Annotated in this window: 11 protein-coding genes and 1 tRNA gene; 5 read left to right on the top strand and 7 right to left on the bottom strand. The window is 61.3% G+C overall.

What is annotated here, in order from left to right:
• Nucleotides 1-19 precede the first annotated feature (19 nt).
• From D3227_RS01615 to D3227_RS01600, 5 genes are read right to left on the bottom strand one after another with little or no spacing between them, the layout of a single operon-like run.
• Nucleotides 20-604 (bottom strand): SCO family protein, encoded by a 585-nt coding sequence (locus tag D3227_RS01615; RefSeq protein WP_120011932.1) that lies wholly within the window; start codon nt 602-604, stop codon nt 20-22.
• Complete coding sequence (locus D3227_RS01610; RefSeq protein ID WP_120011931.1) at nt 601-1611, bottom strand: ABC transporter substrate-binding protein; 1011 nt, start codon at nt 1609-1611, stop codon at nt 601-603. Before D3227_RS01610 ends, D3227_RS01615 begins: the two co-directional genes overlap by 4 nt.
• A 30-nt stretch (nt 1612-1641) precedes the next feature.
• Nucleotides 1642-2649, bottom strand: a complete 1008-nt coding sequence (locus tag D3227_RS01605) for an ABC transporter substrate-binding protein (protein WP_167480565.1) — start codon at nt 2647-2649, stop codon at nt 1642-1644.
• A gap of 46 nt (nt 2650-2695) precedes the next feature.
• Entirely contained in the window at nt 2696-2839 is a 144-nt protein-coding gene (locus D3227_RS41445) for a hypothetical protein (protein ID WP_167480564.1), read from the bottom strand.
• Nucleotides 2840-2885: 46 nt separating this feature from the next.
• The gene (locus D3227_RS01600; protein ID WP_120011929.1) at nt 2886-3896 is read right to left on the bottom strand and encodes an ABC transporter substrate-binding protein; all 1011 of its coding nucleotides are present in this window, start codon (nt 3894-3896) and stop codon (nt 2886-2888) included.
• Nucleotides 3897-4682: 786 nt separating this feature from the next.
• Between D3227_RS01600 and D3227_RS01595 the strand changes: the two genes are divergently transcribed.
• The 3 genes from D3227_RS01595 (at nt 4683) to D3227_RS41055 (ending at nt 7907) form a co-directional block, all read left to right on the top strand.
• A complete protein-coding gene (locus D3227_RS01595) occupies nt 4683-5219 on the top strand; it encodes a FecR domain-containing protein (protein WP_120011928.1) in 537 nt (178 codons plus the stop codon).
• A 5-nt stretch (nt 5220-5224) separates the two neighbouring features.
• On the top strand, nt 5225-7090 hold the full coding sequence (locus D3227_RS01590; protein ID WP_120011927.1) for a CHASE2 domain-containing protein: 1866 nt from the start codon (nt 5225-5227) through the stop codon (nt 7088-7090).
• Between the two features lie 595 nt (nt 7091-7685).
• Entirely contained in the window at nt 7686-7907 is a 222-nt protein-coding gene (locus tag D3227_RS41055) for a hypothetical protein (RefSeq protein WP_147377568.1), read from the top strand.
• A gap of 140 nt (nt 7908-8047) precedes the next feature.
• Here D3227_RS41055 and D3227_RS01585 read toward each other — a convergent pair.
• Together D3227_RS01585 and D3227_RS01580 are read right to left on the bottom strand one after the other, a co-directional pair.
• Nucleotides 8048-8123, bottom strand: a tRNA-Ala gene (locus D3227_RS01585).
• Between the two features lie 173 nt (nt 8124-8296).
• Nucleotides 8297-8689, bottom strand: coding sequence for a TIGR02300 family protein (locus D3227_RS01580; RefSeq protein ID WP_120011926.1), 393 nt, complete (start codon nt 8687-8689; stop codon nt 8297-8299).
• Nucleotides 8690-8882: 193 nt separating this feature from the next.
• On the opposite strand from D3227_RS01580, the gene aroA reads away from it, so the two are divergent.
• Both aroA and cmk read left to right on the top strand, forming a co-directional pair.
• Nucleotides 8883-10241 (top strand): 3-phosphoshikimate 1-carboxyvinyltransferase, encoded by a 1359-nt coding sequence (aroA, locus tag D3227_RS01575; protein WP_120011925.1) that lies wholly within the window; start codon nt 8883-8885, stop codon nt 10239-10241.
• Nucleotides 10242-10518: 277 nt separating this feature from the next.
• A complete protein-coding gene (gene cmk, locus D3227_RS01570) occupies nt 10519-11169 on the top strand; it encodes a (d)CMP kinase (RefSeq protein WP_120011924.1) in 651 nt (216 codons plus the stop codon).
• Nucleotides 11170-11241: the final 72 nt, after the last annotated feature.

The raw sequence follows: 11241 nt of genomic DNA, 5'->3' as shown, positions 1-11241 counted from the left end.
AACGAGCCGGTTCGTTATGCTATTTGGATTCGTCCAAGAGGCTGAGAAGGTCATCCCGGAACTCCTCCAGGTCGAACCGGACACCAAGATACTGTACTCGCAAGATGCCACCGGGGTCCACGAGCGACGTCAACAAGGTATGGTCGACATCTCCGTTCGCCGCCTTTTTCGCGATCACCCCGTATTTCCGTCCCACCTCATGGACGACCGCCGGATCACCGGTAAGAAACGACCAGCCCTTCAGGTCGGCGCCAAAATTCTGCGCATATTCCTTCAAAGCATCGGGCGTATCGCGCTCCGGGTCGACGGTGATCGAAACGAAGACGATCTTCGATCCGAACGTCGAGCCCAGCTTCTCCTGCACGCTGGCCATATGAGCGGTCAGCATGGGGCAGACGTCGGTACAGTACGTATAGATGAATGAGACGGCGACCACCTTGCCGCGAAAGTCGTGCAGCGACACAGGGCCGCCATCCTGCGATACTAGGGTAAAGTCCGGCGCCTGTCCGATCGTCGGCAGGCGCTCGTCGCGCGGCGCGTCGTGCGCGTATGCCGGCCCGGCCATCAGCGCCAGCAGCAAGATGCGCGCCGGCCACTCGCTCACGTTTTCATCTCGCGCTTGATCTCGTTGAGGAAACGCCAATCCGTGCCGTTGGCGATGATCTTGTTAGGGCCGGCCTTGATGAAGCCGACTTCGTTCATCCGCAGTGCGTAGAAGCGCATTGTGTCTTCGGGGTCGAACTCCCGCCACACGTCGTAGCGCGCTTCGCGCAAGCCTTCCAACGCATAGTCGTATCGATCGGTGAACTTGCCATCGACCGATAGTTGCGCAGCCAGTTGCGGATCCGACGCGCAGATGTCTGCGGCCTTGAGAATGGCTCGCAGCACGCGTTTGGTCGCCACCGGGTGTCTGTCGACATAGTCCGCGCTGCCGGCAAGCATGCAGCAGTAGTGTTGCGACCATGGCCGGTCGGCGGTCGTATTGAGGATCGTGTGGCCGAAGTTCCGGACGCGCTGCTCCTGCGGCTCGGGTGGCACCGCCAGAAAGGCATCGACCTTTCCTTCGTTAAAGAGTTGCATCGAGCTGACGTCAGGGTTCGCGACCCACTCGAGATCGGTGGCGGGATCGAGACCAACATAGGCGGCCATGAGGGTCACGAGCACGTGCGGAGCTGACGTCAGCGCGAACACGCCCACCCTCTTGCCCTTGAGGTCGGAAATGCTGTTGATGCTTTCCTTGACGATCAGTTCGAGGCAGCCGGAGTGCAGGCCGGTGACCACCTTTATCGGCATGCCGGCTTCGATCGCCATGATGTGCGCTGGCGGAAAGTCGGTGGTGAAATCCAGTTCGCCGCTTGCGAGCATCGCGGACGGGTCGGAGTCGGCGGCCAAGTCTACGTAGCGTACATCGGTGAACCCTTCGGCGCGCAATAGCTCCCCGGCGATATTCTTGGGTGCTTCGCAAAGGGCGCGAAACGTCCTTGGCAAACGCACTGTCGTGGTCTCTGGTGCCGGCTCGGCATGAGCCGATGTTGGCACGCTGACGAGGCCTGCGGCGCCGACCGCCGATAGGCCCAGCATGAAACGGCGTCGATTCTGAATGATCCGCATGTCACGCTTCCTCCCTAGGACAAAGCAGGCTCAGATTTTCAACTCACGCTTGACCTCGTTGAAGAACTGCCAATCGGTGCCGTTCGCGATGATCTCGTTTGGGTTCGACTTGACAATCCCGGCTTCATGCAACCGCAACGAGAAGAACCTGATCGTGTCCTCGGGATCGAAGTCGCGCCAATTGGAGTATGGGAGCTCGCGGAGCGCCTGCACGGCGTAGTCGTAGTGTTCGGTGCGTCCGCCATCTACCAGGAGGCGTGCCACCCGTTCCGGTTCGGCCGCGCAGATGTCGGCCGATTTGATGATGGCGCGGATGACGCGCTTGGTGGCAGCTGGATTTTTCTCAGCATAGGCGGCGTTGACCGCCAGCATGCAGCAGTAATATTGCGACCACGGCCGGTCCTTGGAACTGTCGAGGATGACGTGGCCGACTTTGCGGGCGCGGAGATCTTGAGCCTCAGGCGGAAAAGCCAGGAAGGCGTCGACCTTGCCCTCGGCGAAAAGCTCCGCCGGCTTTGCCTCGCCGACGATCCATTCAATGTCGCGTTGCGGATCGAGGCCGACATAGGTCGCCATGGCACTGACGAAGATATGCGGATCCGACGATAGATTGCCGCCGACGCCGACTTTGCGGCCCTTGAGATCCGCGATGCTCTTGATTTCCTCGCGTCCGAACAACTCGTAGCAGCCGACATGCACTCCGGAGATCACCTTGATCGGGGCGCCAGTGTCGACCGGAATGATTAGGGCCGTGGCAAAGTCAATGCCGAAGTCGATGTCGCCGCGCGCCAGCATCTCGGTCTGGGCGATACCGGCCTCGGCGGCCACGAAGCCGAAATCTGAGAACCCCTCTGCGCGGATCAGATCCTCGGCGACGTACTGCGGGGCGATGCAGATACCAGGCGCCGCCGCAAAGCGGGCGATCGTGGTTTCAGGTGCCGCTTCGGCGGCGGCCGCGTTGCGGCCCTTTGCAAGACCCGCGGCTGTGAGCGCAGACAGGCCTGTGAGGAAACGGCGACGGTTCTGGACAATCTGCACGAGTCTCTCCTCCCTTGAAAAAGGGCACAGCGTGTCGGCGATAGGTCTACGTCTTCAACTCGCGCTTGAGCTCGTCGAGAAAGCGCCAGTAGGTGCCTTCGGTGATGATCGTTTGCGGGCCCGGCTTGACGATGCCCGTCTCCTGCATACGAAGGGCGTAGAAGCGGATCGTATCCTGGATGACCTGCATAAACCTCTCCTTCCCTCGATAGGGCGCAGGGCGTGTTGCCGATTGCCTACGTCTTCAACTCCCGTTTCAGTTGATCGAGAAAACGCCAATCCGTTCCAGTGGCGATTATCTCTTGCGGACTCGACTTGACCATGCCCGTTTCGTGCATGCGCAGCGCATAGAAGCGCATCGAGGCTTCGGCATCGTAATCCCGCCACCTGTCGTACCGGATGTCGTGCAGAGTTTGCAGCGCGTAGTCGTAGCTGGGCACAAACCCTCGATCGACCATCTGCTGCGCTACAAACGGCGGATCCGACGCGCAGAGGTCGGCGCCCTTGAGAATGGCCCTGAGCACGCGCTTCGTCGCCACCGGATGTCTGTCGACATAATCCGCAGTCGCGGAAATCATGCAGCAGAAATGCTGCGACCAGGGCGGGTCGGTGGTCGAGTTGAGGATCGTATGGCCTACTTTCCTGGAGCGAAGTTCCTGCGTGCGGGGCGGTTGGCCGAGTACTGCATCGTACTTTCCTTCGACGAAGCCTTCAGCAAAATTGTGTTCTTCGATGACCCATTCGATGTCGTTGACCGGATCGAGCCCGACATAGGCGGCCATCAGAGAAACCAACACGTATTGCGGCGAATCGAGTGTAAAGACCCCAACACGCTTTCCCCGCAAGTCCGAGATACGTTTGACACTGTCGTTGGCGATCAGTTCGAGGCATCCGGAGTGCAGTCCGGTCAGTACCCTGATCGGCACGCCTGCATCGATCGACGCCAGATGAATCGGCACATAATTCACACTGAAATCCGTCTCGCCGTTTGCGATCCACGCCGAATGATCAACCTTCTTGTCACCTTGCACATAGCGGACATCGGTGAACCCCTCGGCGCGCAGCATCTCTCCGGCGAGGTACAGGCCCGCCCAGCAATAGGCGCCGCCGATGTACCGCGGGAGGCGGACGGAGGTGGTCTCCGGCGGCGGCTCGGCCCAGGCGGGTGTCGAGGTGCCGATAAGGCCCGCGGCGCTGGCTGCCGCAGCGCCGGCCAGGAATCGGCGGCGGGTTTGCATGATCTGCATCCGAACGCTGCTCTCCCGAATCGCAAACGACAATTCTGGCCGGAACCGAGCAAAAGAGGTTTCGGCAGAGGCAGATGGTCTCGTGGGCGCGACGAGTAGTTGTGGATTCTAGCGCGCCCAGTCCGCTGCGGGAGTCTTGCGCTCTCAGTCGACGGCTCATTTATTAGCAACCGACGATATGCCACGATACGCCCAATTTGTGTTGGCTGCGAGCGCAAAACTTACTCGCGCCAAACGTCACGCCAGCGCCTGGCTGTCAGGGAGACCGCTTCCGCGGTTGCGAGTGCCACTTCGAGTCTACTGCGGCCTGCATCGGGTCAGGTTCAGACCCTGGTCTCACCGGGCTGAACGTCCGCTGTCGTTCTTCGGACACCAAAAGCCGCCATTCCGCTGTCGGTCCAACTGCGGTCATTCGAGAACTGGCGGTGGATGTCCGTTTTTGGCGCTCGTGGTCGGTTGGCGCGTTCAGATTTCAGATTGTCTGATGAGGATCGGGAAGGTCCGGCCGGGGTGGAAAGTTGCCGCTCGGCAGCGTCGCCGCGTGACGTTCGCGACATTCGCATCGCGGCCGCTTCAAACGGCTTGATGTCGCCTTATTTGGTGTTGGAGCAAGCTATCATGTTAAGATCGCTGGTCGGCATCGTGCTACCTTTAGGGCAACGCGGCTGCAAGTGCCGATTCGTACGCATGACGCATGACGCATGAGTATACTGCCAAGCTGCTGACCGCAGAAGACAATGCAAAGATTTTCTTGCCGCAGATTTTCGCAAAAGCAAGGAGGCGTTCATGAGCGCAAGTGGCCGATATCTCCGGAGCCTGGTGGCATGCATGCTTGCCTGTGTCTTCTGGGTGGATACCGCTTCAGCGCAGTCGAATAACGCCGGCTGTACGTTCGAACTGGTAGCAGGTACGTCCCGACAAATTCTGAGATGCCGGGAAGGCCTTACCATCATTGCGGAAGATGGCGCTCGTTTTGCGCTGGTGGACCGTGATCGAAATGGTAGTGCCGATGCGGTCAGATTACGGCGCAAGGCGCTGTTGCTCGATGCTCCAGCCGGTAGGGTCCGGGGTGGCTTCGCTGTCGTCACACCGCAGGCGATCGCCGCGGTGCGAGGTACAAAATGGGCAGTCGACGTTGCCCGAGGCAAGACGTCTGTTTTCGTCGTCAAGGGTCGCGTCGCCGTGCAAAGGCCGGCGTCCAATGCTGGCGTAGTCCTCGGGCCGGGCGAAGGCGTCGATGTGGAAGCCGGAACAGGCACACTGACGGTCAAGCGCTGGCCCGCCGCACGTGTTTCGGCTTTGATGGCCCGTTTCGGTCAGTAAGCTAAATGAGCGGGCGAGCGCTTCAGACGCTGATCGCGCTCGTTCTGGCGGGTCTTTGGGGGGCCGGCCTTGGCTTTGCGCACTGGCGCGGCAACATGTGGTCCCTCGATCGTGTCGAAGCAACGATGACGGATCTTCGAACGCTTGTTCGGGGAACGGCAAAGCCGCCGGAGCTGATTACCATTGTCGCAATAGACGACGAAGCGGTCCGAAACGAGGGCCGCTATCCCCTCAGCCGCGCCACGCTTGCCCGGATTGTCGATACGATAGCTCGCTTTGGACCGAAAGCCATTGCGGTCGACCTGCTGCTGGTCGATCCCGGGAAAAAAGGTGATGATGAGGCGCTCGCGCGTTCGCTGCGTGGGACTTCAAGCGTAATCGCTGCTGCAGCGGTCTACTCGGGAGGTAAACAATCGATTGCAGCCGAGGGCGATGGCCCTCTCGCCCGAGTGCCGAATGCCAAGCGGTTTCTGTGGCCCCTGAAAGCGTTCTCGGATATCGCCGCTGTCGGCGTCGTGAACGTGGTTACCGACTGGACGGGAACGCCTCGGTTCGTCCCGTTGCTGTTTCGGGCCGGAGATCGGACGGAAGCGTCTTTCTCCCTGCGCGTTGCCGCCATGGCGGTGGGAGAGGATCCGGGAATTGCGCCCGACTATCTATCTCTGGGCGGACAGCGGATTCGGACGGACATTGGTCACATACTCCCTCTGACATTCTATGGCCCCCGCGGCACGATCCGCACGATCAGCGCCACGACGGTGCTGGGGGGCCAAGTCGATGGCGGCATTATTCGGGATCGAATTGTTGTGATCGGAGCAACTGCAACCGGCGCCGGCGATGTTTTCCCGACACCGTTTGATCCCGTGCTCCCAGGCGTCGAGGTCATGTCGACGGCCATTGCCCATCTGATGACCGGCGACGGCTTAGTGCGAGATCAGTACGTTCGCCTTGCAGATGCCGGCTTTGCAGTGGTGCTGCCAGTGGTTCTTGTGGGGCTGTTGGCATGGCGTCGCAACGCCATCGGCCTTGCAGCGATCGTCGGCGTGGTTGTGCTCTGGTTCGTGGTCAATATGACCGCATTCTCACACCATATCTGGCTGAGCGCGGCGTTGCCGATGGCCGCCGCCGTTCCGCCAGCTATTTTGTTCGGGGCCGCGCAGCTTTGGTTGGGCAGGAACCAGGCCCAGTATTTCGCCACGCAGAGCGAATTGCTTCAACGAGTTCAGGCCCCGGGCTTTGCGGGGTGGCTCGCGAAGCATGGCGACTTTCTCCTGGAACCTGTCCGGAGGGACGCCGCCATCATATTCATTGACCTGTCCGGTTTCACCGGACTGAGCGAAACATTGGGGCCGAACGCCACACGCGAACTTTTGAACACGTTCCATGCGTTGGTGGACGAAGAGGTGACAAGCTGCGGTGGCGTTGTCACGAATTTCATGGGTGACGGAGCCATGATCCTGTTCGGTCTACCGGAAGCAGCGACAGATGATGCTTTCAATGCTGCCCGCTGCTGCGCAGCGCTCGCCAGCCGTACCAACAACTGGCTCGTCTCGTTGCCCGCATCAACTGCATCTAGGCTCGGCTTCAAGATCGGAGCGCATTACGGAACAATCGTTGCGTCGAGACTCGGTGGCAAAGGCCGTCAGCACATCGCGATTACGGGTGATACGGTTAACGTCGCCAGTCGCCTGATGGAGATCGCGGCCGACCAAAATGCCGAAGTCGCGGTGAGCGACAAAATGCTGCAAGTCGCCGGCCGCGACTGCGAGTTGTTCAAATCTGGTGCTCTAAGAGGACCTGTGGAAGCACAGGTCCGCGGGCGTTCAGGCTCGCTCGCAATCTGGCTGTGGCAGAGTTCGCAGACGCTGTAGGATACCGGGCCCCGCGAACAATGATGGTACCGGAATGTCTGAATGGCGCCCGTTTGGCCGCGACACTTCAAATCCTGCGTGAGGCCTCGGCCAACCCGAACGGGAGATTCTGAAAAAATCCGCATTGATGGAAGGCAGCTTCGGGTCATGGGCGTGAATTCGGCCGGGGGCGAACGAGCTTCCGCTTAGGGTCGTATCAGGCTGTAGCGCGAACGGCAGGTTTGGAGAAGCGCAATTAAGGTCGGCAAATGGCGCCACCACGACCTCCAGCGCGGTCGCCTGCGACGTCAGCTTTCAGGACACGGCAAAGCGGATCTATACGGCCGAGATTGGCGCATTCCGGAACTTCGCAACGCGAACACCTGCGGCTACGGATGGATTGGAGCTGGGACTGCTTCTTACCTGGCTTTTTCGAAATAGCTAACCGCGAAGGCACATTCGGCTGGACTTCGTTCCGCAGGCAAGCATTGCTTGCTTAGCGGCATGGAGGTCGTTCGCCTCTGCCTCGACCAAGGTCCACTCCAGCCCGATAGCGGGCTCAAGTCAGTACAGGCGCCGGATTGGCCGGCAACTGCAAAACTGATGGAGAAAGACGATGGCAACGCCCAACCCCGAGAAGAGCAGTGTATCGGAGCGCGACGAACTTCAAATCCCGCCGACCCCGCATGAGCACATTTGGGATGCTCCGCCGACAACACCCAAGCGAGAGCCGCATCCTCGCCCCATCATGGCGGCCCATGCCCAGATTGCTCCTCGTCCGAGTGATATCGCAAGCATCAACTCTGAAAACGGCTGGAACGGCTATCAGGTCTCCTGAGACTAAGCGCCCGCGAAAGCGGAAAGGCCGCCGAATCTTAAGTCTCTCGTCCAGGCGTTTCCAGAAACACGGAGCTAAGCCTCGGAAAAGACGAAACTATTTTCCAGAGTCCGGAAAACTGTGGTTAGAAAAGGACTGTTTGGTGGAGCCAATCGGAATCGAACCGACGACCTCTTGAATGCCATTCAAGCGCTCTCCCAACTGAGCTATGGCCCCACTCCCGGCAGTCAGCCGGCGCCGTTTCCGGCGAAGAGATCGACGCGGGTTGTGAAGACCGCGCCGTTAGTGCAGGCGGCTTCTAACCCCGCCTTCCGTCAATATCAAGCCTTCCAGAGCCGCTTTTTCGTCACAACCCAAGAAAGCCTGCGGGCGCTTGCGCCCGCGGCCGATCAGACTTCGTCGTCGTCGTCGCCAACACCGATCATGTCGGCAACATCGTCGTCTTCTTCCTCTTCGTCGGCGAGGAACGTGTCGTCCTCGTCGTCGCCAAGGTCCACATCGTCTTCGTCGTCGCCCAGATCGGGAAGATCGTCGCCGCCCTTCGCCTCGTCGTCAGCCTCTTCGAGCGAGACGACCTCGGCGCCCTCTTCCTCCTCGGCGTCGACTTCCTTCTCCGCGACTTCCTCGTCCTCCTCGATCGCGGTGATCTTGCCTTCGTCGAAATAGGAACGCGGATAGCTCTTGCCAGTATAGGGCGAGACGATCGGGTCCTTGTTCAGGTCATAGAATTTGCGGCCCGTTTCCGGGTCTATGCGTTTGGTGCCAAGTTCGGGTTTTGCCACGGCAAGCCTCGTAGATAAAAGGTTGGTCCCCTTAACCACTGTTTACGGCGCTGTCAAAGCCAAAAGCCGGCGTTACAAAAGCCGGCCGTCGAGGGCCCGGCACAAGGGGATGACCATTTCCGTCCGCCGTGATACGAGACCGCCGCAACAAAAGAAAATGGCCGGTCCGCCGGCATTCCATCCAGGGAAAACCATGTCTCACGCTGCCGCCCCGAAACCGGCCACGGCCCGCAAATCACCAGCTCTTTCCGGCGCCGCGCGCGTGCCCGGCGACAAGTCGATCTCGCATCGCTCCTTCATGTTCGGCGGCCTGGCCTCCGGCGAGACCCGCATCACCGGTTTGCTGGAGGGCGAGGACGTGATGCGCACGGGTGCGGCCATGAAGGCGATGGGCGCGCATATCGAGAAGCATGGCGACGAATGGGTCATCCGCGGCACCGGCAATGGCGCGCTGTTGCAGCCGGAAGGCCCGCTCGATTTCGGCAATGCCGGCACCGGCTCGCGCCTCACCATGGGTCTGGTCGGCACCTACGATATGGAAACGACCTTCATCGGCGACGCTTCGCTGTCCGGCCGGCCGATGGGCCGCGTGCTCGAACCGTTGCGCCAGATGGGCGTGCAGGTACTGAAGGCGACGCCCGGCGACCGCATGCCGATCACGCTGCGTGGTCCAAAGCATGCCGCCCCCATCACCTACCGCGTGCCGATGGCGTCGGCGCAGGTGAAGTCGGCGGTGCTGCTCGCCGGCCTGAACACGCCCGGCATCACCACCGTCATCGAGCCGGTGATGACGCGCGACCACACCGAAAAGATGCTGAAGGGGTTCGGCGCCAATCTGACGGTCGAGACCGACGAGCGCGGCGTGCGCCACATCTTCATCGAGGGCCAGGGCAAGCTGACCGGACAGACCATCGCGGTGCCGGGCGATCCGTCTTCTGCCGGTTTCCCACTGGTGGCGGCACTGATCGTGCCGGGTTCCGACATCGTCATCGAAAACGTGCTGATGAACCCGACCCGCACCGGGCTGCTGCTGACCTTGCAGGAAATGGGCGGCCGGATCGACATCCTCAACCCGCGCAATGCCGGCGGCGAGGACGTCGCCGATTTGCGCGTGCGTTACTCCGAACTGAAGGGCGTCATCGTGCCGCCCGAGCGGGCACCATCGATGATCGACGAGTACCCAGCGCTGGCGGTAGCGGCGAGCTTCGCCGAAGGCGAGACGCTGATGCAGGGGCTGGAGGAACTGCGGGTGAAGGAATCCGACCGGCTGTCGGCGGTGGCCAACGGGCTGAAGCTCAACGGCGTCGACTGCACCGAGGGCGAGGCGACGCTTGCCGTGCGCGGCAGGCCGGGCGGCAGGGGCCTGGGTCAGCACCCGAATGGACAGGGCACGACGGTGCAGACCCATCTCGACCACCGCATCGCCATGAGCTTTCTGGTGATGGGGCTGGCGACGGAGAAGCCTGTCACGATCGACGATCAGGCGATGATCGCGACCAGTTTTCCGGAGTTCATGGGGCTGATGAAGGGATTGGGCGCGGAAATCGGATAGCGGTCGATGGCAATGGCAACCTTGGGAAATTGGCGCCTGACATCTCTCCCTTCGTCATCCTGGGCGGAGCAAGGAGCGAAGCGACGCGGCGCAGACCCCAGGATCCATGCCGTTACATCGAAGCGCCGCTACGGTGCAGAATTCTGGTCCGCAGCAATCTTCGGCTGATGTCACGGCATGGATCCTGGGGTCTTCGCTCCGCTTTGCGTTCGCTGCGCCCTGGGATGACGAAGGCGCGAGGGCATGCTGCCAAGCGAACAAGGGCGTTGACCTACTAATGACCTCAACCTTCACCATAGCCATCGACGGACCCGCCGGAGCCGGCAAAGGCACGCTCGCCCGCCGGCTCGCCGACCACTACCGGCTGAACCTGCTCGACACCGGCCTCACCTATCGCGCGGTCGCGCATGCGCTCATCCAGCACGCCCTGCCGCTCGACAATGTCTCGGCGGCCGAGACCGCGGCGCGTCAGGTCGACCTTGCCAAGCTCGACCGCGCCGTGCTGTCGGCGCATGCGGTCGGCGAGGCGGCCTCGAAGGTGGCGGTGTATCCGACCGTGCGGCGCATCCTGGTCGAAAAGCAGCGCGACTTCGCCAAGACGCCGCCGGGTGCGGTGCTCGACGGGCGTGACATCGGCACCGTGGTGTGCCCCGATGCCGACATTAAGCTCTATGTCACCGCAAGCGCCGAGGTGCGGGCGCAGCGGCGGCTGGCCGAGATCGAAAGCATCGGCGGCACCGCCAATTTCAACGAGATCCTCGCCGATATCATGCGCCGCGACGAGCGCGACATGGGCCGCGCCGACTCGCCGCTGAAGCCGGCAGCCGACGCGCACTTGCTTGATACCAGCGAAATGGCTATAGAAGCCGCGTTTCTTGCAGCCATGGCGATCATCGACGACGTGCTGGCCAAGAGAAACAAGGCCTGATCCAGGTTTTTCCTCGCGCTGCCGATTGCCGGCGGCGAAGAAAATACCCATATCGGGCACGAACCAGCCTGC

The sequence above is a fragment of the Mesorhizobium waimense genome (assembly GCF_003601975.1).
GTDB classification, from domain to species: domain Bacteria; phylum Pseudomonadota; class Alphaproteobacteria; order Rhizobiales; family Rhizobiaceae; genus Mesorhizobium; species Mesorhizobium waimense.
Note: the sequence above shows the minus strand (reverse complement) of the source record. Positions and strands in the feature narration are given on the sequence as shown.